General features: G+C 44.8%; 26 protein-coding genes. 8 read left to right on the forward strand and 18 right to left on the reverse strand.

Annotation, left to right across the window (positions count from 1 at the left end; all coding sequences use genetic code 11):
- Positions 1 to 46: 46 nt before the first annotated feature.
- On the reverse strand, positions 47 to 679 hold the full coding sequence (locus B2P60_RS08430; RefSeq protein ID WP_193004774.1) for an RlmE family RNA methyltransferase: 633 nt from the start codon (positions 677 to 679) through the stop codon (positions 47 to 49).
- Positions 680 to 1,022: 343 nt separating this feature from the next.
- Here B2P60_RS08430 and B2P60_RS08435 point away from each other — a divergent pair, with 343 nt between their 5' ends.
- Both B2P60_RS08435 and B2P60_RS08440 read left to right on the forward strand, forming a co-directional pair.
- On the forward strand, positions 1,023 to 1,334 hold the full coding sequence (locus B2P60_RS08435) for a YhbY family RNA-binding protein (protein ID WP_193004775.1): 312 nt from the start codon (positions 1,023 to 1,025) through the stop codon (positions 1,332 to 1,334).
- Positions 1,335 to 1,537: 203 nt separating this feature from the next.
- Positions 1,538 to 2,245, forward strand: a complete 708-nt coding sequence (locus B2P60_RS08440) for a hypothetical protein (protein ID WP_286740689.1) — start codon at positions 1,538 to 1,540, stop codon at positions 2,243 to 2,245.
- A 174-nt stretch (positions 2,246 to 2,419) separates the two neighbouring features.
- Here B2P60_RS08440 and B2P60_RS08445 read toward each other — a convergent pair whose 3' ends face one another.
- Positions 2,420 to 3,148, reverse strand: a complete 729-nt coding sequence (locus B2P60_RS08445) for a CHAP domain-containing protein (protein WP_193004777.1) — start codon at positions 3,146 to 3,148, stop codon at positions 2,420 to 2,422.
- A gap of 249 nt (positions 3,149 to 3,397) precedes the next feature.
- Here B2P60_RS08445 and B2P60_RS08450 point away from each other — a divergent pair, with 249 nt between their 5' ends.
- Complete coding sequence (locus B2P60_RS08450) at positions 3,398 to 3,913, forward strand: hypothetical protein (protein WP_286740702.1); 516 nt, start codon at positions 3,398 to 3,400, stop codon at positions 3,911 to 3,913.
- A gap of 298 nt (positions 3,914 to 4,211) precedes the next feature.
- Here the strand turns inward: B2P60_RS08450 and lpxC are convergent, their stop codons facing one another.
- From lpxC to B2P60_RS08515, 13 genes are all read right to left on the reverse strand, one after another.
- Positions 4,212 to 5,129: a UDP-3-O-acyl-N-acetylglucosamine deacetylase gene (gene lpxC / locus B2P60_RS08455; protein ID WP_193004779.1), complete on the reverse strand. Its 918-nt coding sequence runs from the start codon at positions 5,127 to 5,129 to the stop codon at positions 4,212 to 4,214.
- Between the two features lie 198 nt (positions 5,130 to 5,327).
- Complete coding sequence (locus B2P60_RS08460) at positions 5,328 to 5,456, reverse strand: hypothetical protein (protein WP_265088170.1); 129 nt, start codon at positions 5,454 to 5,456, stop codon at positions 5,328 to 5,330.
- Positions 5,457 to 5,475: 19 nt separating this feature from the next.
- Positions 5,476 to 6,675, reverse strand: a complete 1,200-nt coding sequence (ftsZ, locus tag B2P60_RS08465; RefSeq protein WP_193005334.1) for a cell division protein FtsZ — start codon at positions 6,673 to 6,675, stop codon at positions 5,476 to 5,478.
- A 287-nt stretch (positions 6,676 to 6,962) separates the two neighbouring features.
- On the reverse strand, positions 6,963 to 8,255 hold the full coding sequence (gene ftsA, locus B2P60_RS08470; RefSeq protein WP_286740706.1) for a cell division protein FtsA: 1,293 nt from the start codon (positions 8,253 to 8,255) through the stop codon (positions 6,963 to 6,965).
- Between the two features lie 170 nt (positions 8,256 to 8,425).
- Positions 8,426 to 9,217, reverse strand: coding sequence for a cell division protein FtsQ/DivIB (locus B2P60_RS08475; protein ID WP_286740709.1), 792 nt, complete (start codon positions 9,215 to 9,217; stop codon positions 8,426 to 8,428).
- Positions 9,218 to 9,835: 618 nt separating this feature from the next.
- On the reverse strand, positions 9,836 to 10,804 hold the full coding sequence (locus B2P60_RS08480; RefSeq protein WP_286740716.1) for a D-alanine--D-alanine ligase: 969 nt from the start codon (positions 10,802 to 10,804) through the stop codon (positions 9,836 to 9,838).
- 27 nt (positions 10,805 to 10,831) lie between these two features.
- Positions 10,832 to 12,271: a UDP-N-acetylmuramate--L-alanine ligase gene (murC, locus tag B2P60_RS08485; RefSeq protein WP_193005330.1), complete on the reverse strand. Its 1,440-nt coding sequence runs from the start codon at positions 12,269 to 12,271 to the stop codon at positions 10,832 to 10,834.
- Positions 12,272 to 12,377: 106 nt separating this feature from the next.
- Complete coding sequence (murG, locus tag B2P60_RS08490) at positions 12,378 to 13,463, reverse strand: undecaprenyldiphospho-muramoylpentapeptide beta-N-acetylglucosaminyltransferase (RefSeq protein ID WP_286740730.1); 1,086 nt, start codon at positions 13,461 to 13,463, stop codon at positions 12,378 to 12,380.
- A 330-nt stretch (positions 13,464 to 13,793) separates the two neighbouring features.
- On the reverse strand, positions 13,794 to 14,765 hold the full coding sequence (gene gshB / locus B2P60_RS08495) for a glutathione synthase (protein ID WP_198333888.1): 972 nt from the start codon (positions 14,763 to 14,765) through the stop codon (positions 13,794 to 13,796).
- A gap of 111 nt (positions 14,766 to 14,876) precedes the next feature.
- The gene (pyrE, locus tag B2P60_RS08500; protein WP_286740745.1) at positions 14,877 to 15,581 is read right to left on the reverse strand and encodes an orotate phosphoribosyltransferase; all 705 of its coding nucleotides are present in this window, start codon (positions 15,579 to 15,581) and stop codon (positions 14,877 to 14,879) included.
- 61 nt (positions 15,582 to 15,642) lie between these two features.
- Positions 15,643 to 16,641 (reverse strand): hypothetical protein, encoded by a 999-nt coding sequence (locus B2P60_RS08505; protein WP_286740748.1) that lies wholly within the window; start codon positions 16,639 to 16,641, stop codon positions 15,643 to 15,645.
- A 33-nt stretch (positions 16,642 to 16,674) separates the two neighbouring features.
- The gene (locus B2P60_RS08510; protein ID WP_286740749.1) at positions 16,675 to 17,532 is read right to left on the reverse strand and encodes an SDR family oxidoreductase; all 858 of its coding nucleotides are present in this window, start codon (positions 17,530 to 17,532) and stop codon (positions 16,675 to 16,677) included.
- Between the two features lie 41 nt (positions 17,533 to 17,573).
- Complete coding sequence (locus tag B2P60_RS08515) at positions 17,574 to 19,742, reverse strand: DUF4105 domain-containing protein (RefSeq protein WP_286740752.1); 2,169 nt, start codon at positions 19,740 to 19,742, stop codon at positions 17,574 to 17,576.
- 215 nt (positions 19,743 to 19,957) lie between these two features.
- Between B2P60_RS08515 and ampD the strand changes: the two genes are divergently transcribed.
- The 4 genes from ampD to B2P60_RS08535 all read left to right on the forward strand — a co-directional run bounded on the left by ampD (position 19,958) and on the right by B2P60_RS08535 (position 23,569).
- Entirely contained in the window at positions 19,958 to 20,545 is a 588-nt protein-coding gene (gene ampD, locus B2P60_RS08520; protein WP_286740754.1) for a 1,6-anhydro-N-acetylmuramyl-L-alanine amidase AmpD, read from the forward strand.
- Positions 20,546 to 20,590: 45 nt separating this feature from the next.
- Positions 20,591 to 21,109, forward strand: coding sequence for a hypothetical protein (locus B2P60_RS08525; RefSeq protein ID WP_286740756.1), 519 nt, complete (start codon positions 20,591 to 20,593; stop codon positions 21,107 to 21,109).
- A gap of 176 nt (positions 21,110 to 21,285) precedes the next feature.
- A complete protein-coding gene (murJ, locus tag B2P60_RS08530) occupies positions 21,286 to 22,836 on the forward strand; it encodes a murein biosynthesis integral membrane protein MurJ (RefSeq protein ID WP_286740758.1) in 1,551 nt (516 codons plus the stop codon).
- Positions 22,837 to 22,957: 121 nt separating this feature from the next.
- Positions 22,958 to 23,569, forward strand: coding sequence for a hypothetical protein (locus B2P60_RS08535; protein WP_286740760.1), 612 nt, complete (start codon positions 22,958 to 22,960; stop codon positions 23,567 to 23,569).
- Here B2P60_RS08535 and B2P60_RS08540 read toward each other — a convergent pair.
- Positions 23,566 to 24,183, reverse strand: coding sequence for a GNAT family N-acetyltransferase (locus B2P60_RS08540; protein ID WP_193005320.1), 618 nt, complete (start codon positions 24,181 to 24,183; stop codon positions 23,566 to 23,568). The genes B2P60_RS08535 and B2P60_RS08540 overlap by 4 nt on opposite strands.
- A gap of 259 nt (positions 24,184 to 24,442) precedes the next feature.
- Here B2P60_RS08540 and ribF point away from each other — a divergent pair, with 259 nt between their 5' ends.
- A complete protein-coding gene (ribF, locus tag B2P60_RS08545; protein ID WP_414706640.1) occupies positions 24,443 to 25,486 on the forward strand; it encodes a riboflavin biosynthesis protein RibF in 1,044 nt (347 codons plus the stop codon).
- A gap of 76 nt (positions 25,487 to 25,562) precedes the next feature.
- Here ribF and B2P60_RS08550 read toward each other — a convergent pair whose 3' ends face one another.
- Together B2P60_RS08550 and B2P60_RS08555 are read right to left on the reverse strand one after the other, a co-directional pair.
- Positions 25,563 to 25,808, reverse strand: a complete 246-nt coding sequence (locus B2P60_RS08550) for a DUF2789 domain-containing protein (protein WP_193005318.1) — start codon at positions 25,806 to 25,808, stop codon at positions 25,563 to 25,565.
- A gap of 222 nt (positions 25,809 to 26,030) precedes the next feature.
- Positions 26,031 to 26,131: IS3 family transposase (locus tag B2P60_RS08555; RefSeq protein WP_286740765.1), on the reverse strand; the 101-nt coding region annotated here is incomplete at its 5' end.

The raw sequence follows: 26,131 nt of genomic DNA on the forward strand, positions 1-26,131 counted from the left end.
GGTTCAATATTGCACTTGCAAGACCAGTAACTCATTGATGTTAAAACTATTTAATAGCAATCCAAAACATCTCTTTCGAACGTGGCCGTGACGCGCCAGGTTTAATACTACGAATTTTACTAAAATCATGCTGCATCTGCTTGCGTAATTCTTGCGTACCTTCCCCTTGAAACACTTTCATAATAAGCGCGCCACCTTCTGGTAAGGTTGCCAAAGCAAAGTCCACTGCCAGCTCGCACAAGTACATCATGCGTGGCTGATCGATAGCGCTATTGCCCGCTGTATTGGGCGCCATGTCGGAGAGCACCACATCGACTTGTCTGTCGCCAACCTCGGCCATAATCGACTCAAACACTTCTGTTTCGCGAAAATCGCCTTGAATAAAGGTGACATCGGCAAGCGCATCCATAGGTAGGATATCAGAAGCAATCAAAATCCCTTTTTCACCCACCAGTTGGCTGGCTACTTGCGACCAACTACCGGGAGCGCTGCCTAAATCTACGACCGTCATGCCTTTTTTGATAAGATTGGTTTTTTCATTAATTTCTAATAGCTTATAAGCCGCACGAGCACGGTAGCCGTCTTTTTGGGCCTTTTGCACATAATGATCGTCAATATGCTCTTTCATCCAAGCACTACTGCTTTTTGACAATTTTTTGTTTTCAATACGCGTGGCCAAAATACCTGCTCCTCTCACTTTGCAAAACACGAATACACACCTGTTAAATCGCTACTACACTTTAGAAATATTTTCCCTATGAGTGCGATTCTTGTAGATAGGTGTTCAATCAGGCTATTAATTTGTTTTATGGTCTTAAACTGACCAAATCTATTGGTTAAAACACTGTTTTATAAGACAGTAGCGTTTATAATGTGACTAAACATTCAGTTTAACATTTTCATCACGTAAAATCGTGCAAAATCCTGCTGATCTCATGCAAGATGACCACAGATTATCTATAATGGTCATTAACTGCTCTCAATAGCACTGTCTTTTATTTTTATCAACACTTAGGAATTCTATGGAACTCGATAACGCTACAATTAAACGCCTAAGAGGCATTGGTCACGAGCTAAAACCGATTGTCATGATTGGCAACAAAGGCGTGACCCCAACCATCATTGAGGAGATTGATCGTGCTTTATCAGATCATGAACTCATCAAAGTGAAGCTGCCTGCGGGCACAAAAGAAGAGCGTGATGTCATCGGTGCTGAGCTTGCTGCGGCTGCAAATGCCTCTTTGGTTCATTCTATTGGCCGCATGGCACTCTTGCTGCGTCAAAACCCAAACGCCAATCCAAAGCTGTCTAACTTAGCACGTCACGCGCAGTAGTTCGTAGTGATAAGCGTATTGTTAATCACGGTAGCTGCTTATATCATAAGCAAATAGTGATGATAAAACCTAAAAGCCGCGATGCAACTTGCTCGCGGCTTTTATATTGCCTACTTGTCATGGACTGCCTTGTTTTTTAGTATTGAATCACATGACAAGTAACCTTTTCTCTCGTTATTGTTATCTTTGAGTCTTATCCGCTTATGAGCCAAATCTTTCCCCTCTGCATCGCCACTGAGACGATAGGCAGTGATGCCCAACAGCTGGGGTCATCCATAGAGGACTTAAAACGTATCTGTGTTCGGGTCAGTGCTCATGTTGTGCGACAGCCCGCATTACATTTACAGCTAACCTATCACGTCACCCTACCAAGCCAGTCTTTGGCCAATCAACTCACCTGGCCGATATGGCAAGCCGCAAAAGTCGGCTTTTTTGACTACTTATGGGAAGACACCTGCCTTGAGTGCTTTATCGCGGGTAGCTTACTGGGCAACGACGGCGTTGCTTGTGCTGTCAGTACAGAGTCTTACATTGAAATGAACGCCAGCCCAGATGGACGTTATGCCCTTTATCAGTTTGAGCGCTATCGTCACCCTGCGGCCTTACCGCCAACACCTTTGTATCAAACAGATGGCCGCACGCTTGCACGTATTGATTGGATCGACGACGTTGAATTGCCTTTATATAGCGAACCACCAACCGCCTCTAAGCTTGTAAGCTACAAGCGACGTATTGGTCTGCCTTTGACCCAACTACCCAATCAACAGTACGCTATCGCAAATACTACAATTGAGCACATACATCCTTGCGTAATCTTGAAATTTGGTAAGACAACTTTGTATTTTGCCCCAAGCCATGCCTCGCCGCCTGACTTTCACAATCGCCAGCACTGGTCAAAATTTAAGCTATAACCTCATGGGGTGACATACCTGCTCTAAATAATGACCAAAACGAAGCACATGAGCCAATCAAAGCCCTTTTTTTGATGAAATCTCAAAATCTAGCACACAAAAAAAACCAGCAATGTCATAAAGAGCATTACTGGGTTTGGAGAAAACTGTTCGCTTAGTTTTTCTAACGGATGTTTATTTATCCGCCATTGCAAGGTAGATACCACGGTCTGAGGCATCATCTACGTACTGCGAATCACGCCACGTGGTGTAACTATGTACCCCACTGTACGGGCTAATGCTGTTTTGACGGAAGTCAGATACCCAGCCATTACCATCAAAGATTTGAATGTGACCATGTGGACGGTTTGAGCTACGATCATAAACCACAACGTCACCCACTTGAGGGGCCATATCATTACTAATTTTAGTAAAGCCTGCTTGGGCAAGGGTGCCGCGCGAGGCGTACTGGTAAGCTGAAGGATTAGGAGTAAACTCGTAACCGGCTGATTGTAGCGCTTTACGGACATAGCGGGCACAGTAGCCAGAGCTTCTAGACAGCGCCACTCGTGAGGCACGTGCTGCTGCAATAGCAGGCGCAGAGTTACTATCAGGCACACGGCTGGCTTGCTGCTGACGTTGCTCATAAGATAAGCGACTGGTTAGTGACGCAAGCTGATATTCTTTTTGCTTGGCGTGGGCGCTTAAATTGTCAATGGCTTGACTGATCTCATCGTTACTATATACATGAGCGCCACTGTTGGTGCTATAGATGTTGCGACTAGAACCGTAGTTCGCAGAAGTAGAAATATTTGTGATGGTATGACTCAAGGTATTATTTGGTTGTAAAGTCGTTTCGGCAGCACCACTCGTCTGTGCGATACCCATTCCCAATACTGACAAAATTAATAAAGCTTGTTTCATAAATTTACTACCTATTGTTAATACAAGAGCGCTCGTCATCCATGACAAAGCATCAATTAATTTAGAGGATATAATCATCAAACAAACATGATAAAATCCTTGTTACAACAGTTCGCTCTCTCTACAGAGTGACTAGTGCCAGTATCATCGTGCGTCTAGTCAACTGCCCCATAAATCGTTTGCTATATGTCGCTTTTCGCATGCCTGTTCTAAGTATCGAGTTTGTCACCTATTAGATGAGTCATTACGATGTCAAAAAAACAGCCTAATCGGCTTGCCCAGCTTATAGATCATCAAGCTTTTGCTGGTAGCGCACTACCTCAAACACTTGCTGATAACATGCGGCTATATATAGAAGCGACCAATGAAGTAAAAGAGCTATTGGTAGATTGTCTACCTGAGGAAATCCTCAATACCTGTTGGGTCGTAGGCTTAACCTCTGAGCAGTTAACACTCAGTGTCGGTTCGATGACTGCTGCGAATCACATCCGCTATTTACAAAGCGCTTATTTGCAAGTGTTAACAGAGCACTCAATTACATTTAAACAACTCAAGCAAATTCGCGTCGTAGTAGCGAGAACATCGGCTGATAATTATTCATCTAAACAATCAACAGCGTTATCAGCAAGCTTATCGAAGCCTTGTAAAGCCAATGAAAATCAGGCCCTTAGCCAAAACACAAAGCGGACTATATCACAGGCCGCAGAGCATGTCACCACTGACGAAAACCTCAAAAAAGCCCTTTTGCGCTTGGTCAATCATTAGAAAACTTCGTATTACTATGTAAAGTTATGTAATTAAAAACCCAAAATGGCGCTACCAACGCTGGGTTTTTGTAATAGCGCAAACAAAAAAAATCATCTGTGGGTGCCATTCATATCATGAACAGCACCCACAGATGATTTATAAATCGCCTATAGCTTTTGCACTCTCTACCCTAACGCATGATGGTTAAGATTAACTAAACAATATATTCATAATATTGAATATTATGAGAATGTAATTATCGCCTGATTATGTAATATTGCGTAAATGTTTCGATACTTCCTGTATATTCCTGTATTTATCCCTCAACAGCCAAACCTTCCATAGGCAAATACTGAATCGGACAGGTTACATTGTCATCAAAAGTTACAATTTCAAAATTATCAGGGTCAGATAATATCTCACGCACCAATAAATTATTTAAGGCATGTCCAGATTTGTAAGCGTTAAAACGGCCTAAAATTGGATAACCAATCAGATATAAATCTCCTAGCGCATCTAAAATTTTATGACGAACGAACTCATCGTTGAAACGCAAGCCCTCTTCGTTAAGAATATTGGCTTCATCGATGACGATAGCATTGTCCATACTGCCACCTAACGCTAAATTATTCTGACGTAAGGCTTCAATATCGCGTAAAAAACCGAAAGTACGAGCGGAACTCAACTGTTCAATGAAATTTTGCGTCGAGAACTGTAATTGGGCGTGTTGAAAGTTTTTATCGATGGCCGGATGATTAAAATCAATTTCGAAATTCAACTCAAACCCTTCGTAAGGGCGCAGTTCTGCCCATTTATCCTCTACTTTTACACGTACTGGTCGTACAATTTTTATAAACTTTTTTAAGGCATCCTGTTCACAGAACCCTGCGTCAAGTAACAGCGCAACAAACGGTGCAGCACTACCATCCATAATAGGGATCTCTGACGCCGATACTCGAATCAAGAGGTTGTCTACTCCAAGTCCGGCAATTGCACTGAGTAGATGCTCAACCGTACCAACACGTGTGCCGCCAAACACTAGGTTTGATGACATCATAGTGTCTTGTACTAAAAAGGCACTGGCTGGAATAGGCTTACTGCCTTCGATATCGGAGCGCTCGAAGACAATACCCGTATCAACGGGCTGCGGATGAAACTCTAAGTCAACAGGCTGACCACTATGAAGACCAATACCTGTAACAGCTATCGCAGTTTTTATGGTTCTTTGGTTCATGGCTGTTTTCTCACATATTTTGTTACAATTGCCATAGTGTACCATTACCTACCCTTAGTTCGCCATAGTTAAAACTCAATAATTTTCTTATCTCCTTGATTGATAACACTTATCGCCTATAACCCTTGATATTTTTTACCTTTTATTAACCTAATAATCGCTATGTAAACGGCTAAATTTACGCAAATATTTACAATTCTAAGTTGCCTTACCCCATGACTTGTTACAAGTGGCAGTAGCGCCGCCTACATAACCAAACGCCTTGTCAGTATAAAACGGATCGATCGGGCACAAAAAAGCCAGCGACTCAGCGCTGGCTTTTTGCATGCAAAAACACCTCAAACCATTATTTATTCTGTTGGCGCTTGAGATAGTCTTGAATACTGTTGGTTTTCGTTTTAGGCTGCTCTTGAGGCGCACTTGGGCGTACCGTACTGTCTTGATACATCTGCGCTTGCGACTGCTTTTGACTGTTTAGCGCACTGGTATGCACATTCGGATCGACAGGCTGAGTACTGTTTACAGAAGGAACTGGCTGCTCCACTACTTCAGGCTCTTGACCCGCATTTTCATCTAACGTCAAACCAGTTGCGATCACGGTTACATGCAAGTCGTCACCCATTTTTTCATCGATCACAGAACCATAGAAAATATGAGCTTCATCGATATCAGTGATTTCTTCCACTATTGCACTGATTTTACTCATCTCATCCAATGATAAAGATTCAGAAGAAATCACGTTGACCAATAAGCCTTTAGCATTTTCTAAACGTAAATCGTCCAGTAGTGGTGATCTAATGGCTTTTTCAGTTGCTTGACGCGCACGATCATCACCGCTAGCACGACCAATACCCATCATTGCATGACCTTTGGCTGTCATCGCGGTACGAATGTCGTTAAAATCGATATTGATCATACCTTCACTGGCGATCGTCTCAGCAATGCCCTGAACGGCATGTAGCAACACATCATCTGCCTTTTTAAAAGCATCTTGCATAGAGATGTTGCCGTAGACACTCATTAATTTATCATTTGGAATAGTAATGATAGAGTCCACGAAGTTGGTCAACTGCTCGATACCAGCTTTAGCCGCCTTGATACGTTTACCACCTTCAAACTTAAATGGAGTGGTGACGACCGCGACTGTCAGTACTTCCATTTCTTTGGCAATACGAGCAACCACTGGCGCTGCACCCGTACCCGTGCCACCGCCCATGCCAGCAGTAATGAACACCATGTCAGAGTGTTCAAGCAGGGCGCGAATGGCTTCTTCTTCGCTTTCTGCTGCTTCACGTCCAACTTCTGGATTAGCACCTGCACCTAGACCACGATTTGTTTTTGCGCCAAGTTGTAGTTTATGCGGAGCGGTTAAACGATCAAGCGCTTGTTTATCCGTGTTAGCACAGACGAACGTTACACCTCTAATTCCTTGTTGTACCATATGTTCAACCGCATTACCGCCGCCACCACCCACACCGAATACAGTGAAGCTCGCTTGGCCGTTATTTTGAAGCTGGTTATCATCTGGCATGGTGTATTTTGACATAAAAAAGATTCTCCAGTTGCAGATAGCGTAATGGTCGATACGTGGTAACGCACACATACGGCGCGCTATCGACACACTATATATAAATGTATTTAAATAAAACAGGACTATGGCTTAAATGATTCAGTGTAGACAAAATCTGTCGTCACCAATCAGGGTATTACTTCGAATGTTACTTAATTTTTTGCGCAAACCATTTGAGCGTACCTTGCAAGATACGATCTTTTTCAAGATTTACCTTTCTCAAGATTTACGTCCTAAAGACTTAGGTATCTAATGCCGCAAAACTACAGTATCTTTTTTAGCACGCTTGCAAACCGCTGTCCTGCACTTTGAAAAACACCCGTGACTCGATTTTTTTGAATCGCTTCAGGTTCACTTTTTTCACTACGGCGGAACTGCTCGCTTTGGCTGTATAATAGTGTACCAAATGCTGTCTGATAAGCGCGATCATTGACCTGAATATTCAGCTGCTTAAATGACTCGTCATTGTCAAAGTGGTTATAAGCACTGATTGCAGGGTGAGTATTGGTTAGTACCACGGGCATTTTGAGCAATTTTTTAGCAAAAGGTATCATGCCTTTGATGACGCTACCGCCGCCAGTAAGCACGATACCTTTATCAATGTATCCTATCAGATCAGCGTCATGCAATTGACGGGCAACTTCCGTAAATATCTGGATATAACGGGCTTCAATAATACGTGCTAGATTATAGACGCCAATATTGATCTCATCATTTGTACCTTGGGGCCTAAATATAAAAAACGAGCTGGGATCAACACTGTTGACATCGACAGTGCCATGCGTCTTTTTCAGCTTTTCAGCTTCGATCATTGAGATACCAAAGTCGGCTGAGATATCCATCGTCACTTCATGGCTACCCGTCGCTATACAATGGGTAAAAATCAGCTTATTTTCTTTATAAACGCAAATACTGGTGGTACTGGCACCAATGTCTACCAAACAAACCCCTTGCTGGCGCTCGTCGCTCATTAAACTGTACTCGGCACTGGTCACCGCATCAAACACGATATGATCAATGCCAACATCACAGCTTTGCAATAGTTTTTGGATGTTTTGGCGGCTGGAGACAGGCATCATCATCATGTGATACATCACAGTGATATTATGCGCCATCATCTCGATCGCATCATCCACCATAAAGTCTTGCTCATCGACATAGATACCTTGCTGGCAACAGTGCATCAAATAGTAATCAGATGACAGGTCACGTGACTTGGCATTGGACAACGCCTGCACCATGTCTTTGGCACGTACAACGTCATCTTCTACTCGCACGTCGCCTGCACTGTTTTTGCTCGATAATTCAGGTGTTGCTAAGGTCAACCACACACTGTGGACGCGACAATTAGCCGTATCTTCTGCTTCTTGGATGGCTTGTTTGATAGCACCTTGCAGACGTTCACGATGTTTTATTTGACCTTGGTAAAAATCGCTGTTTTTAACTTGCCCTACGCCCAAAATACGAATGTCTTTTGCAGAGACAACGTTGCCAATGACGACATAAACTGCCGTGGCACTTAGATGGACAACAACCAGATTTTCAGTATTTTTCATGGTACCAGACAAATTATTGCTAAACAGGAAGTCCGAAGAGCTCCCCATTAGATCATTAAAAAAAGCGCTATCAATACGCTATGATGTTGTACATTCACTATTGTGTGCTATCAAAACTGCGCCATCTAAAGTCAACGCTCATCAGTTTTGTGAGCTACTACCCATCGCCATCATGATTCATCACTCTGTGGCTGAGTCATATCCCAAGCGATCGTAAAGCCGTTCTTATAACGCAAATCGACAGATTGTATCTCGTCCCGACGCTCTTTCAATTGGTTACCTAGCAACTGACTTAAACTCAAGAGCTTTTGCGCCGTGTTTTCATTATCGACAATGACCCGTAAGCCATTATCGAAACGAATCAGCCACGTCATTCTTGGCGACAAAATAATGTCTTCAACTTGTACACCAAGTGGCGCGTACCAATCATTGACTTGCTGCATTTGCTGCATAATAACGGGTGCTTGCGTAATCTCCCCTTGCAAGGTAGCAAAGCGTTCTTGCGTTAGATCTTCACTGTCAGCTGGAACAAAAACGTTACCTTTTGCATCAACCAAACGCTCCGTCCCAAAATTAGCAACTGCTTGCTTGGGTAGTGCAGTCACCACGATACCGCGTTGCCAGTCACGAGAGACGCTCACTTGATCAACCCAAGCCAGTCCAGTCGTAATATCTCTTAATGCTTGCAAATCAGAGGTAAAAAAACTGCTTACCTTCTGCTGATCCATAACCTGTTGTAATGAGCGATATTGAGTCACTGTCAAGCCTTGATTGCTGACATGAATGGCGGCTGGAGGCGCGTCACGTAACGCTTTACCACCCATTATCAATATTAACACTAACAACCCTAACACCAGTACCATAAAAAAATATTTGACCGAAGTCGGTACTTGCAGCTTAGGGTTTGGGCGACGGGTTTTATCACTCATCAAGTCAGTTACTTCGTTGACAGTTTGAGCCATAACGACCTTTGTCCCTGTATTTGCATAGAAATAATCATGCTATTTATTGATGTAAGTCTGCATATCTTGCAGAGGCCTATTAAATCTAGAGCGTTAAAACGTTTTAAAAACAAGGCGGTGCTGCTGGTTTGGCCTGTTTGTGGCTTGGTCATAGCTGCAAACCGTCTCTAATCATTGATATTCATCGTACCTATTGACCGTACCTATTGAATAGGAAACGCGATTAGAACACGATGACCAACGTATCGCCTTAATATGGCTATATATTAGCAAAATCGTTAGATAAAACGATTTATTTCGTGTCATTACTCTCATTTAAACGTAACATTTTTCTTAATTAACACAGCACACATAAGCTGTAGCGATAGAAACTATACATATCACGAGCATAGACCAATAATTACAATATTAACGTATTTTATGGTCAAACAATAGCCTAACCCTGCCTAGTGACAATGAATTTACACAAGTTTACACGACGCTGTGGTATAGCAGCCCTAGTGACACATTGCCCTGCTCTTACTCATTGTGATTTACCCGCTATCAACATAGCTTGGCGGTGAGTATTTGACTATCTACTAATGTGCTGCTTATTAATGGACTGCATGTAGAAAACCACTATAATGTCTGCGCTAAAATGTGCCAGCACAACGCATCAAAATCCATACCTCGAGCCTTAGCCGCCATCGGTACTAGGCTATGACTGGTCATACCGGGTACCGTGTTGATTTCGAGTAACCAAAAATTGCCTGCTTCATCTTGCATGGCGTCAATACGCCCCCATCCTTTTGCATCAACGGCTCGGAAGGCTGCAAGGCTTAACGCCTGCAAATGTTTTTCATCAGCATCACTCAACCCGCACGGGATATAGTAGCTGGTATCGTTACGATTGTATTTGGCTTCAAAATCATAAAAATTTGTGATGTCAGCAGGCTCAAGACGGATGATGGGGTACGCCTCATCATCGATAATCACAATCGTAAACTCACGGCCAGTTATCCAGCGCTCCGCCATCACTTCATCACCGCACTGCACTGCAGTGGCATAGGCAGCAGGAAGCTCGTCGAGATTGTTAACCTTCGTCATGCCAATGCTAGACCCTTCATGTACAGGCTTAATGATCAGCGGCAGCCCTAGCATATTGACCACTTGCTGCCAGTCAGTATCAGCCGTTAGCAACGAAAATGGTGCCGTTGCTAAGCCGCAACCTTGCCATAGCTGCTTGGTGCGGACTTTGTCCATGCCAAGTGCTGATGCCAAAATACCTGAACCGGTCTGCGGAATCTCGAACCATTGCAGGACACCCTGTAACAAACCGTCTTCGCCGCCACGACCATGTAAGACATTAAACACGCGATCATACGCCCGTAGCTCAGTAATATCTTGGTGCTTAGGATCGAAATGCGTCGCATCGACGCCTTGGTTTTGTAGTGCTTGCAATACTGCCGCCCCACTGTCTAAAGACACACTACGCTCATTACTACTACCGCCATAGACGACAGCTACTTTACCAAAGCAGCTAGCATCCTTTACGTGACTGCTCGTGTTATCTAACTTTGTATTTTCTTGCGCGTTATTCGTCGTCATGAGGATCGTTCCTAAAAGTTTTTTAACTTACTGGATATAAAGGTTGTTAGCAGCCAAATCGACAGCGATTTGCCCCACATTCCCCGCACCTTGGGTGATAAGCATGTCATTGGCTTTTAATAATCGCTGCATAACAGGTGCCAGATTGTTTTTATCAATAATCGTTGGTTCAACTTCACCGCGCAAACGAATACTACGGGCTAGTGATTTGGTATCCGCGCCTGTAATCGGACTTTCTCCTGCTGAATATACCTCTAATAGTAATAGCTCATCAACGCTAGAAAGCACCTCAACAAAATCATCATAGCAATCACGCGTACGGCTGTAACGATGGGGCTGAAACAGCATGACTAAACGACGATCAGGGAAGCTCTGGCGCGCCGCCTTGATGGTGGCAGCGACTTCTTTTGGATGATGACCATAATCATCAATTAACAAAACGTTGCCATCATCAATATCTACAGACGCATGCTGCTCAAAGCGGCGGCCAACCCCTTCAAATTTTTGCAGAGCGCGTTTAATCGCCTCATCATCTACCCCTTCATCGGTCGCCATGGTGATAGCAGCAAGGGCATTATAGACATTGTGAGTCCCTGGTATGTTTAGCGTCAAACGTAAGGGATCACGGTCACGGCGCAATACCGTAAAGTGCGTCTTAGTACCTTCCGTGACCAAATCGACGGCTTGGACATCATTGAACGGCTCAAGTCCAAAAGTGAGGACTGGGCGGCCAATATCATCAATCATCGCATATAATTCTGGATCATCACCGCACACGACTGCCAAGCCATAAAACGGCATATTGTGTAAAAACTGAATGTAAGCCGCTTTTAATTTCTCAAAGCTGTTGCCATAAGTTTCCATATGGTCTTGATCGATGTTGGTCACAATCGCTGCCATCGGACGCAGCGATAAAAAAGATGCGTCAGATTCATCCGCTTCTGCCACCAAAAAACGACTACTACCCAGCGCGGCATTTTTGCCAGAGGCGTTCAACTTACCGCCAATCACATACGTCGGATCAAGCTGCCCTTCTGCCATCATCGTGGTCAGCAAACTGGTCGTTGTGGTCTTACCATGCGCACCAGCAATTGCAATACCATGACGATAGCGCATCAACTCACCCAGCATATCCGCGCGGCGTACCACTGGCAGGCGTGCCTCAAGTGCGGCTTTTACTTCTGGGTTGCTACGATCAATCGCTGACGATACAACAATGACATCCGCATGGGCGATGTTTTTAGAGTCGTGACCAATCGATATTTTAATGCCAATCTGCTGTAGACGCTGAGTAACCAAGCTGTCAGCGATGTCAGAACCACTTACTTGATAGCCTTGGTTGTTCATGACTTCCGCGATACCGCACATCCCCGATCCACCAATACCGATAAAATGCAGATGCTGAATACGGCGCATCTCTGGTATTTCAATTAAACGCTTGGGTAGAGCTTTCGCAGAGGTAGACATAGAATTTCTCGTTATTAAAGACGAATAAGTTAAAGGCAAATAAAATTTAGTGCATCAAAATAATGTGTTATGTGAGCTATAGGAATCACCAGCTCTAAAATATAAGCTAAAGAGTTTGCCAAATAATATCAGCAACTTGCATACTGGCACGCCGATTAGCAAGGGCATGACCTTTTTTTGCCATTTCTAAACAAGTACGGCGATCAAGTGCAGCAAGCTCCTGACTTAAGCGCTGAGCTGTCAACTCTGATTGCGGTAATAAAGTCGCCGCCTCGTGCGACGTTAAAGTGCGAGCGTTGGCGGTTTGATGGTCATCAACCGCATGCGGCAGTGGTACAAAAATAGCGGCAATCCCCACATTTTGGATTTCGGTGACCGTCAACGCGCCAGCTCGGCAAACAATAACATCAGCCCAATTATAAGCCGCAGCCATATCATCAATAAATGGCTGTACAGTGAACTGATGAGCACTTAAATCTTCAGCAGCATAAGCCGCTTGCGTCGCTGTCTCATTATTGCGTCCACACTGATGGCGCACGTCAAAAGGTCGTTCTAACAGCGCCAGCGCTTTTGGGACAGTATCATTTAATACTCGCGCACCAAGTGATCCACCCACGACTAGTAGCTTAAGTGGTGAGTCATCATTCATATCATAGCGTGCCACAGGCTCGACCACACCAGTAATGGCATTGCGCACGGGGTTTCCTACTGTTTCCAGCTTTGCGCCTTGCTCACTGCTGTCAAAGGTATGCTCAAAAGCTTGCAACACCTTGGTTGCAATTTTGGATAGATAGCGATTACTCATCCCAGCGATGGCATTTTGCTCATGAATAACAAGCGGGGTTTTTGTCAAACGTGCCGCAATGCCGCCAGGTGCTGTTACATAACCACCAAAGCCAACGACCCCATCGATCTGATTGCTGCGAATAATTTTGATGGTCGCCATCGCAGCCGACAACAAAGTCACCGGCAATTTTAGCAAGCGCCCTACGCCTTTACCACGCAGCCCTTGCATATCAATAGCATGAAACTCATAGCCAGTCGGTTTAACCAGCCCGTTTTCCATGCCACTTGGCGTCCCTAACCAATGGATAACCGCACCGCGCTGAGTCAATTCTTCAGCAACTGCTAGGGCTGGAAATACATGCCCGCCTGTACCAGCAGCCATCATTAGTATATGCGGTGTTTTCATGAACGTCTGCCTATCTTTTCTTTATGTATATGAAGGACTTATTATCCTATAACCCGCTCAGTTATCGTCGGATAAGGACCCTGTAAAAGCCCGCATAGTATAGTGTAAATCGAGGGGCGATATATAGCACTTTATGCATCGTCAATAACAAAAATCCAAGCCGTGAGCAATCGCGGCTTGGCTTTAGTGAATACTGCAAAACAACCATCCCCACGTCATTTTCTAACAACGTTTTAAGAGGCGCGTTTTAACGATGTATCTTAGCACAACTGTTTTTTGCGCATTGTGTTCATACCTTAGGGATAAATTACTCTAGTATTGCAGCTTGGCTCAAATCGCCAATTTATTCTCAATGGCCATGATAAAATCTGTCGCAATGTTTGTACCGCATTGATCGTCAATTTCACGTACACAAGTCGGACTGGTGACATTAATCTCAGTAATCCGGCCGCCGATTAGATCCAGACCAACAAACATCAGACCTTTCTCTTTTACAATGGGTGCGACCACTTCTGCCACTTGACGTTCGATGTCGGTCAATGGCATGGCCACGCCGCTACCACCAGCGGCAAGATTGCCACGCGTCTCGCCTTTGCTGGGAATACGCGCCAAGCTATAATCAATCACGACGCCATCGACAATTAACACGCGCTTATCGCCTTCTTTGATCTCAGGCAAATAACGCTGTGCCATAATTGGTAGCGTCTCAAGCTCCGTCAAAATCTCAAGTGTCACGCCGATATTGGGGCTATCAGCCGTTAAACGGAAGATACCTGTACCGCCCATACCATCTAGTGGCTTGACAATAACGTCCTGCTGCTCCTCGATAAACTGGCGAATGTGCGCCTGTTTACTGGTGACAATCGTCGGGCTCATATAATCGCTAAACCAAGTAGCAAATAGCTTCTCGTTGCAATCTCGTATCGCTTGTGGATCATTAACCACAAGCACACCTGCCGCTTTGGCGTGGTCAAGCAGGTAGGTTGCATAAATAAAACGCATGTCAAAGGGCGGATCTTTACGCATTAAAATCACGTCATAGTCGCTGACCGGACCTGTTGATACGTCGCCTAACGTATAAAAATATTGAGGATCACGCCTTACCGTAACAGGTTGCGTATCAACCATCAATTGGCCACGATCCAACCATAAATCATGAACCTGACAATAACCTAGCTGGTGTCCGCGATCTTGAGCGGCCCACATCATTGCAAGGCTAGTATCTTTTTTATAATTAACCCGCTCAATTGGGTCCATAATAATGAGGATGTTTAAGGATTTTTTTTGATTTTCTGCGCTCATGGTAAGGCTCACTTACGTTGTCCTATAAATAGATAAATACAAGCGACGCTATCGCAGCGTCTCGTTCTCTTAGCCAATAAAAGTATCGCCTATAAAACGTTCTATAACAAACTATACGCCATACTGCTCACGATAGTGCTGCATTTTTGCCAGCTGGGTAGCATCTTTATATTGACTGTTTTTATCTGCCAAATAGCTGATTAAATCATCGATATCGACTAAGGCGCGTACAGGAACTTGTAGTGTTGCAGCAAGCTCTTGAATAGCAGAATGCTCCGCCTGACCTTTTTCTTTACGGTCAAGGGCAACGATGATACCAGCAATGCTTGCCCCCGCTTGTTCTAAAATCTCGACCACTTCACGCATGGCCGTGCCTGCTGTAATAACATCATCAAGCACCCAAACCGCTTTGCCACTGACATCCGCCCCCACTAAATTACCGCCTTCACCATGGGTTTTGGCTTCTTTGCGATTGTAACCCCATTTGGCATTGATACCATGGTGAAGCCATAGTGCCTGCGCCGTTGCTGCCACAAATGGTATGCCCTTGTAAGCTGCGCCAAAGACAACCAGCTCTTGCTCATTACTGTCGCCATTTGTCGCCCTTATTTGCTCAGCTAGGGCATCCGCATAACCGCGCGCCAATAGCGATAACATCTCACCTGTGGCAAGCAGGCCTGCATTAAAAAAGTATGGGCTGATACGGCCAGACTTGAGTAAAAACTCGCCAAACTTCAGCACTTGATTGTCCAAAGCCAGCTGAATAAAAGCATGAGAGGAAAAAGATGGGTTTTGAGCATGTTGAACGTTAGGCATTGTGGCTTTCCTATTAGCAAAAAGAAGGGCAAAAAATTTGCATTATTGTACGCATTACAGGTCAGCTTGACCAACCATTGATGTCATAATCTTGCATATTAGGATAACGAGTCAACAAACCACTGCGTGATGACACATTAAAATAACACTCTCCATCAGCCCGCACTTGTATGTCCCAGCCTAGATGATAAGCAGCCACAATAATATGTCCTGCAAAAACCCGTATCTGACGGTACGCATGGCGCTGTGATGGCTCAAGACCGATCTGACCGAGCAGATAGCTGCGTACGTGCTGACAGAGCTGCGCCGCGCTATAGCGCTCATTGATACTTTTACGCGTACTACACTGCTTTAGCGCATGTACGGCGACGCTACACGCCATAATATCGGTAGCCAAGCTGCCTTCCCCTGTCTCAAACTGCTGCGGCTGCAATATTACTTGCCAGTCATCTGCATACAGACTACTAAGTAGCTCGTCAGGATTATAACGTTTGGTCAAGGCGCGCAGAGAAGTCGCCATGTTTTTAGTATTGATACCCGCACTGTCGATTGGTTTTACTGGACTATCGTTCCCAGTAAAACCATAACGATGCAGTGTTGGATAAGCGCGAATCGCTGGTTGGATGTCTGACATGTCCAACAAGTTCATGTGGTTTAATGCCGATAATAGCGACTGCTCGCTATTATTATGATAAAAGCTGGCTGGCAGTTCGACAAGCTTTGCTGCCCTTAACAGTGACAAATGCTCAGCCAAAGCTTCTGACGCAATCAATCCCCATTTAGACAAGCTGTCATCACAAGGCTGATAAAACCGCACTGAATGGCCATAGAGCCTACGCAATTGGCCATTTAGCCGCCGCGTTGGCTCTGGAATATCAGACAAAGACCTCGCTGGGTCTACAGGAGACTGATTGGGGTCAAAATTAGGATGTACAATTGCAGGCTGCTTATTATCAGACAAAATAGACGACTGCTTAGCACTGCCTTCTATAGGCTTACTCTCTACTGAGGTAAAGTCAGCACTGGGTAAGCGGTTATCAGAAGTAGAAGGCTGGGTCATGAAATCTCCATAGGCTATCAAATATAAAACCGATTAAATCGAACTGTCATCTGACTGCTGGTGACGCAAAATATCAGCGTAACCGACTTGCCAATCAGGATAATCCAGCCAAGCTAATGGAATGTTGCTGTGTAAACGCTTTCCTGTCACTGCTGTTTTTTTATGATCAATCTCAGGAGGCAGCTCGCCAACTTGCTTACTGAGCCAAGCTGTCAGCTCAAAAGTCGTGACTGGCATGTAGTCCGTGGCCAGATAAATAGGTTTTGGTGCATCGCAAGTCAATACATTGATAATGATGTTGACCAAATCACAATCCATAATACGATTGCTCCAATGCGCGGCTGCCACTGGCTCTTTTTTTGGTTCTTTGACTTTACGCAAACGCATGAGGCGATCCGGTCCATAAATTCCACTCGGACGAATGACGATCGCTTTATCACCGAACCCTTGTTGCAAGGCTTGCTCTGCTTGTAGTATGACTTTTGAGGCCTCGCGTTCTGGTGTCATCGGCGCGGTATATTCATCAATCCATTCCCCATTATTTTGACCATAAACCCCCGTTGAGGAAATAAAAATAACACGCTCAAGCTGGGTCAGTTTATCGGCATATTTGGCAACATGTTGAGTGATGGCCAAATAGCTATTGTGATACCCACTGGTAGAATACTCATCAGGGGTCACAATGATCGCAATGTGCGTAAAATCTTGCAATTGCTCAGCCTTGAGTGTCACCGCATCGGCCTGCATAAAAGCGGCTTTGTCACTCACAGCGTACTGATGACGCTCACCTCGTGCCAGTCCCGTGACGTTTAAGCCATTCTGCGCAAGCTTATTGGTCACCGGTAAGCCGATGTCACCTTGTCCAATAATCAGGAATTTTTGAGTGCTCATAGTCCATCCTACCCTTTGCCAAACTTGTAAAAGCCAAACATCTAAAAATATCGTCTATAAGACAGCTGTATATCGTCATTAGTGGCGAGGCGCTCTTGCCAATCGTAGGTGGTATTAATACGCAAGGCTTGTTTTTTATCAATATCGTATTGCAGCCCTAAAGCCGATATCGGCTGCCAATAATGACCACGGACATCGGGTGCATCACTGCTGCCATGATACCAATATGGCAGTTGCAATTCAGCCTGCACGCGTAACTGATTGTTAATCTGATAACGACAACCTAGGTTTACCCCTGCTCCTACACGATAGCCTTTATTGAGACCACGTCCAACTTGCGTCGTCCCTGATAACAAGGTATAGCATAGCTGTGGCGGCATCTCACCCGTGTTTTTTCTAGGCGTACCAAAAGCCCATGACCAACCCGTCTCATAACCCAAACTGCCCACTAAATGGTCGGTGGCATCTTGCTGCGAGCCGTCATCAACGCGCGTGGCCTCGATGGTTGCCCCCCACGTTTTGCCTTTTTTGGCAGAATTAACGGGGTTAAAAGAGCGACCACGCACCAAAGTAAGATTCTGCAAGACCACACTGTCTGGTTGATAATCCCTATTGTGGACGCTGTTGCCATCTTTGTCATACAGACGCACAGTGACAGCGGCGCCTTCTAAATCGAAAAACTGGGGAAACCCTGCGGGACGGTCGAGAAAATCATGGTAGCCTGCCCGTACCCCAACATCGATATAATTATTATCGCCACGTTGGCCGATACCGACATGACCAAGTTGCAGCGGATGCCTGTCGATTGGATTGTTGTCCGATACCGCAATACGGCGCTGCAGTAAGGTTTGCCTATCGCTTGACATACTTGAAATAGGATTAAGCCGCGCCGATTTGATTTCATGAAAAGTCTGCTCAGCACTATTGTGATAGCCTAACTGCTCACGCTGTTGTTTCACTTCATTAAGCTGGGCTTGGCGTAACGTGCTATCAGCAGGCGTATAGTTGGTGCGGGCGAGCAGACCTTCGTTATCGAGTAACTGCACGACATCTGATGGAATGACGACATAAGGCAGTTGGCTCAACAGATGTTGCTGCGGGCGGACCACGTCAATTAAGCGTAAAATCTCAGAGGCACAGTTATCAGTGGCAAAATAATAGGGCATCTCTAGACCTTTGGTTTCCCAAACATGACGCATGATTTGTTGCACCTCACTTGGGGACAAATCCAACTGATACGTCCACGCATCACGCTCGTCATCTTGTAGATACTTGGCGAGCTTTTCTGGGTACGGATCGATCTCGATGGCGTTATCATAGCTGCCAATCATAGATTTGATGGCATACACTACAAAGCTATCTGCTGGATCACCGCCCACTGTGTAGTTAAGGGCATAAGCATGATGAATTTGACTCGGATCAGCCGCGCTTGCTTTTGAGTCGATACGTAATAACGTATGAGCGAAAGCAGAGGTAGGATTGTCCAAATACTCTTGCGCAAACATAATAGACAGCTGCTCAGGGGCAAGCTTCTTAATCCATTGATCAAACTCAGGACAGTCAGCCATCAGATCGCTCTCAGCAATATTCAAAGTTTCGCTCAGCCAATGTACGCGCGCTGGAAAACGGCACAGTACCGAACTGCTATTTTGAGAGTGACTGTTTAGAGAGCTACTATCATGTGTTTGAGCCGTGTTGTGCGCCGTGATTGTCAGCTCGTCCGCAAGGGCAACAAGCATCGCATCAAGCTCTGCGCCTGAATCTTGCTGACCATTTTTACTTAAAAAAAAGTTAGCGTCATCAACGACACTGACACCTTTATTTTTACCCAAGAAGCCTTTTTGGTCATCAAAGAAATACAATAAACGCCGCCACGTTGTATGCTGTGCCAGATTTTCTGTTTTTACCTGTTCACGCCAGTTGGCCAATAACTCTTCAGCCTGACTTTGTTGTCTGGCTTGAGCGTTTTGCCCCTCTGAAATCTCTGTTTGGACACGAGGATATGCTGCGGTATTAGCCGTCTCATCTACCACAGCACTATTTGACATAGGTGCTAATTCCCCTGTTGTCACTAGCGATAGCGGCGTCGGCAAAAAAGCCTGCGTTTGGGCCGAGAGGAGTAGTCCTGCAATAGCAAATGGTAAACGTGCTCGCTGGCGAATTGTCGTTAAGGTACAATCGATAGGTAGAGTAATAGGCTTTATAGACATGGGGGCAAAACCTCGCACGTTATAGTTCACACGCCGATAGCGTCATTATTGGCTGATGAATAGTGTCTGCTGATATCATCATTTAAACCATCTACAGAATATCTACGACTGCGATTGGTTCAGCGTTTAGCTCGTGTTTACAACTGTTTTATAAGCAATCATTAGATAAAGGTTTAAGCTGCGTACTTGTTAACACCTTTTTAAAAGAGAAGATTATGTCCATATCATCACCAATGACCATTAACGCTGGTCGATTATCAGCAGCGACATGGCTTGCGTCACCTAACTGCAATGGGCGACCAGCAGACTCAAGCGTTGATACCATCGTCATTCATAATATCAGCTTACCACCCAATGAGTTTGGCGTGTGCGGTACTGACGGCGTCCACTATGTTAAGGCCTTGTTTACCAATCAGTTAGATTGGCACGCCCATCCTTATTTTGAGACCATTCAAGGCGCAGAAGTGTCGGCGCACTTATTTATCGAGCGTGATGGGAGCATCACTCAGTTTGTAAACTTTGACGAACGGGCGTGGCATGCCGGACGCTCTAGCTACTTGGGTCGCCCTGAATGTAACGATTATAGCATTGGCATTGAGCTTGAAGGGTCAGATTTTGTGTCCTTTAGCACCGCACAATATGACACGCTTGCTCAAGTTATCACTGCTATCTATGATGCTTATCCGAAAACACGCCGACATTTAACGGGTCACAGTGATATTGCGCCGGGTCGTAAAACCGACCCTGGAGACTATTTTGAGTGGGTCAAGTTGCGTGAAAGTATTGCCGTCTTATTAAAATAACGCGTTCTTAATTTTAGTAGTTATTATTCATCGACTGGAAAAACTATGACTTGGATTGAAGTTGTTGACTCAGCAGTGAAGATTGGTTTGGGAGCACTTATAACAGGTATTATTGCTTTTGTTCTATCTACAACCCAGCATCGTAACGATCGAAAAAAATCCAAAGTTGCACGCGAATTTGAGATGCTAAAAGAAGTTGCAGAGAAAGTAGAGTCTTTTAATCACGTTGCTTTAAAGTACTGGGCACTTGCTACTGATTGGCGACGTAAACTAGAACTAGACAGATCTCTTGTGAAACCAAAAAGTTTATTAGATGCCCAAAAAGATTTGTTTAATAGTTTCAGTGAACTAACTAATGCAGAGTCTTTATTGCTCTTATTTGGCTACGAAGATGCTCAAATTGCTTTAAGAGACTATGGTGAGTCGGTTGTAACTTTTAGAAAAAAAGTACTGTCTGTGGATACAAATTTTGACGAAAACGATGCAGCCAGCTATAGAGAATCTATGATTTATAGACGTGCTAAGTTATTCAAATTACTAAACGATATCTATAAAACGATTTAGTGCGCTTTCACTCTACTCTAAATCGAAATGCAAATAATAAATTTCAGTTTGTAATATCTCATACTCCACATTCAATTTATTTATCTCTGTTATGAAAGTGCTATAATTCGTCAGTTTTTCGACCCCCATAAATCAGTACACAACCATTAGTAAACAACTTGGCACAATAGGTTCTCATGGCAAAAAGTCGGTTATTTCGTTCAACCATGGTGGTCAGTAGCATGACCATGCTGTCTCGTATCTTAGGTCTGGTACGCGATGTCGTATTGTTAGGTGTCTTTGGCGCTGGTGGTCTGATGGATGCCTTTTTGGTCGCCTTTAAGATACCCAATTTTTTGCGGCGTCTGTTTGCAGAAGGCGCATTTAGCCAAGCATTTGTACCGGTACTATCTGAGTATAAAGAAAAATACAGCTTACAGCAGGTACAGATTTTAGTCAGTCGTACCTCAGGGGCGCTGTTACTGGTTCTCTCCATGCTCACCGTGGTGGTCATCTTGATCGCGCCTTGGGTCGTGACTTTGTTTGCACCAGGATTTGCCGATCAACCCGATAAGTTCGCCATCACCGCTGAGTTGCTGCGCTTAACCTTCCCTTATTTACTGTTTATTTCCATGACGGCTTTTGCTAGTGGTATCCTGCAAAGTTACGGCCGTTTTGCCGCTCCTGCCTTTGCTCCGGTTCTATTAAACTTATGTATGATTGGCGGCGCGCTGATTTTTGCTCCGATGTTCAATACCCCCATCATGGCCCTTGGCTATGCCGTCGCGATCGCTGGACTGCTGCAATTTTTGATACAACTGCCCCAGCTATGGCAACAAAAATTGCTGGTCGCCCCAAAAGTGGATTTTCAACATGAAGGCGTTCGCCGTATTTTAAAGCTCATGCTCCCTGCTATTTTTGGTGTCTCTGTCACCCAGATTAACTTGCTGCTCAATACTGTTTTTGCCTCATTGATGATTGGCGGCTCGGTATCTTGGCTGTATGCGGCAGAGCGTATGAGTGAGCTACCGTTAGGACTAATTGGTGTCGCAATCGGTACCGTTATTTTGCCAAGCTTATCGAAAAGCGAAGCCCAAAAAGACGATGTCAGCTTCAAAAAGACCATCGATTGGGCCGCACGCTTGATTATTTTGGTGGGCGTTCCTGCATCGGCCGCCCTATTTATACTGGCAGACGTACTAATGCAAGCACTGTTTTTGCGGGGTGAGTTCACCTTGCGCGATGCGCAAATGAGCTCGCTGGCGCTGCGTAGTATGGCTGGTGGCATCTTAGGGTTTATGCTCATAAAAATATTTGCGCCGGCATTTTTTGCGCGTCAAGATACCAGAACGCCCGTAAAAATCGGTATTATTTCCGTTTTTGCCAACATGGTTTTTAGTGTCATTTTTATTGGCATATTTTATTTATTAGAGATACCCCTGCATGGCGGTCTGGCATTAGCAACCACTGGGGCCGCATTTGTAAACGCAGGCTTGTTATATTATTTCTTGCACAAGCGTGACATCTTCCGATTTGGCAACCACTGGAAAAAGCTATTTGCCCAGTTCGCGGTCTCTACGGGGGCGATGGTTGGTGCTCTTTATCTCATATTGCCCTACTTCCCAACCGATGATGCCCAGTGGCGACGCATCGTGGCCCTACTTATCATGTGTGCGCTAGGGGCACTGGTTTATGGCGCGGTGTTATTGGCAACAGGTTTCCGTCCCCGCCACTTAAAACACGGGTAAAAGGTCAAATAAGAGACTGGCTTACGAAACCCAAACAAGCTTAGTATGAGAATTGATAGTTAACGCGGCCAATAGTTGCCATAATTGACTCCTAATGAATAACTGAACATTGAGGTTCTATATGACAACCAAACCGCTCTCATTGCCACGCTTACCAATCATACTTGCTACTGGGGTCTTAAGCACGAGTCTACTTTTAAGTGGTTGTAGCAATAATGATACGGTAGAACCAGAGGTCGATACTGAAAATACGGCAGCCGTCACTGCAAACAATACCGACACCGACAATCAAGCGCCGACAGTGAGTGCGGATAACACCGTTGAAAATGAGACAATAGCTGATCCTGTGACAGATGAAGCCATCATTGATAATGATGACTTAAGCCCAGTCGCTTCCTCAACCGAGCAAAAAAGCCTAGTCACCAATCCGACCCAGTCTGGTACTCCTGAAGACACCGTGAAGCAAGCCCTAGACAGCTTATACTACGGCGATGCAAAAAAAGCCGCAGAATACTACAAAGTCGATATGGCAAACTTCGAAGAAGAGCTTGCCAAAACTCAATCTGCTTTTAGGCAAACAGTTGATGGCGTCACCATCACGGATACCAAATATAACGAAGATAAGACCCGTGCTACCATTGTAGGTGAACTAATGCTAAAAGGCCAAAGTGAGCCTGCACCGCTGACTTACGAGCTACAAAAGATCGCGGGACAATGGAAAATTTTAGGCTAAAGCGCCTCGCTATCCGTATCTGACTCCACGGCTTTGCCAAGCATCACCACATCAGCGATAAAACCTTGCATGTCACAAACTTTTGGCATGTACCCCCACTGCACAAACCCAAGCTTACGGAATAGACCTAAGCTTGGCTGGTTGTGAGCAAAGACCAGTGCGACGATATTGTGTATCCCGAGGCTTGGCGCTTGCGCGAGCATCCAGCGTGTCAATAAGCTACCTAACCCTTGCCCGTGATATTCTTTATGTAGATAAATACTGATCTCAGTACTGATATGATAAGCCGTACGCGCATATAAATCACTAAAGCTCCCCCACGCTACGATGGGCAATGTCGCTACTGGTGCCATAGTTTCAGCGGCTGTGACCCTGGCTCGAACTGTGTAAATAGGACGCGTTGGACTGTTTAAATGCTCAGTAAACCACTCGCCCCGTTCCTCGCAAGTGACTGGGACGAGATTGGCCGTTGCTTGTTTGCCCGCGATGCTTTGGTTATAAATAGCCAAGATTTCGGGTAAATCCTCTTTACTGGCACGCTGTACAATAAACTGATCGTTGAGCTTGTCTGTCGATAACACAGACGGTACAGCATTCAAAGCGACCTCGGACATAGAACCTCCAAAATTAATGTCATTCTTTATCATCATTTGTTGACCACCCGCACTGTATAACCCCAATCATTACATCCAAACGAGGTAGTCCAACGTTATTTGAAGATCGCGAGACGGATGGTGTCATACTTGTACGATGAGCAGACTATGGGATGTTAGTATGGTCATTTTACTTTATAATGGCTGGTTTTAGACACATCGATTTTTAATATGGTTGTGTTTTTTCTTTTTTATCTGGTCTTAGCATAGCTGAAAATTTATGAACACCTATTTTCTTGAGCAACTGATGGCGTCACCAAGCGCTTTGCCGACAAGCACTAGCCAAGTAGAGTTAGCGCCCTGTGTGCTTACTATTGGCAATTTCGATGGTGTCCATCTCGGTCATCAAGCGATGTTAGACCAAGTTCTTGACATTGCCCACGCGCAAAATCTTGGCTCAGCCGTCATGATATTTGAGCCACAACCCCGTGAGTTTTTTGCGCCCGCCACTGCCCCTGCCCGCCTAACCAATCTGGCAGAAAAGCAAGCGTTGTTAGCAGAGCACGGAATAGAGACCTTAATTGTCGCAGGGTTTGATACTGATTTTCGCTCGCTATCAGCACAGGCATTTGCAGACATTTTAGCCAAGCGCTTAAATGTCAAAGCATTAGTATTGGGCGATGACTTTCGCTTCGGCCATGACCGAACAGGCGACAGTCAGTTCCTGCGGGATTATGGCTTACACGTGACCAACCTCCATACCGTCACAGATGACAGTAATAAAGCTGCCCGTATTAGCTCTACGCGCATTCGTGATCTGTTATTGGCAGGGGACATTGACGCTGCTAACGCGCTACTTGGGCGCGGTTATGCCATAACAGGCGTGGTCGTTGGGGGAGATAAAATTGGGCGTACGCTGGACTTTCCTACGGCCAATATTGACTTAAATCGCCTCAAACCAGCGTTACACGGTATCTTTGCCGTTGATGTCGTAAGCCTTGATAAAGATGGGAAGGTAATCCCTAATGGCTTAGTAGCTCTTGCGGCAGATGGGAAAACAGGCATGACAGGGTTACGTCCAGACAGCTTATTTGGTACCGCTAATATTGGTACGAGACCCTCTGTGGATAAAGCACACAGTTGGCGCCTAGAAATACACTTTCCAGAGTTGCAAGCGGACTTATACGGCTTGACGTTACACGTACGTTTTTTACACTATTTGCATGGTGAAAGACACTATGACGGCCTAGAAGCCCTCAAAGCTGGAATCCACCAAGATGTGTTAGATTTACTCGAATGGCGAGCCAAGCAGTCATTTATTTAGCAACTAACGCTCACTTATTAATAAAAAACCCACATCAGACACGGTTGTGGGTTTTTAACTAACTATTTACTAACTTTTAAACGTCATCATGGGGATGCATACGCACGTTGAGCTCATCAATGGTTTCGACCCATGCCGCATCTTTGTACCACTCTTCTTGCAAAAAAGCACGTTGGTTATCATTCCAAATAGGAGACTCGGTGAGCTTCTCTTCTTTTGCCATTTGATTCTTTTCAATAAAGCTATTAATTGCTTCGTCAGAACTCTCCAGTCCTAACTGTGCAAACAACTCATTCATACTATATTCAGGTTCACCCAACATACGCTTTCTCCTTAGATGGTGTAGGTTTCATTGTGCTTATTATTTAAACTAACACATTTATTGTAGCAGTGTTTATGCTAAAAGCTGTTAGCCAACGTTAATCTAACGTTATCAATTATGTTAACAGCTAAAAATAAATGGTGGGGAGTGAAAACAGAATGTCCTAGACACAAAAAAGCCCTCCTATTTATGAACTGACCCCCAAAACTTGGACGGTTTAGTTTAACCCAAGGTCTGAGTTCTGTATTGCACTGGGCTCAGTCCTTTTAGTTTCAATTGAATACGCTCATGGTTGTAATAATGAATGTACTCATGGATTTGTT

This window comes from Psychrobacter sp. UBA3068 (assembly GCF_002366815.1).
GTDB lineage: Bacteria > Pseudomonadota > Gammaproteobacteria > Pseudomonadales > Moraxellaceae > Psychrobacter > Psychrobacter namhaensis.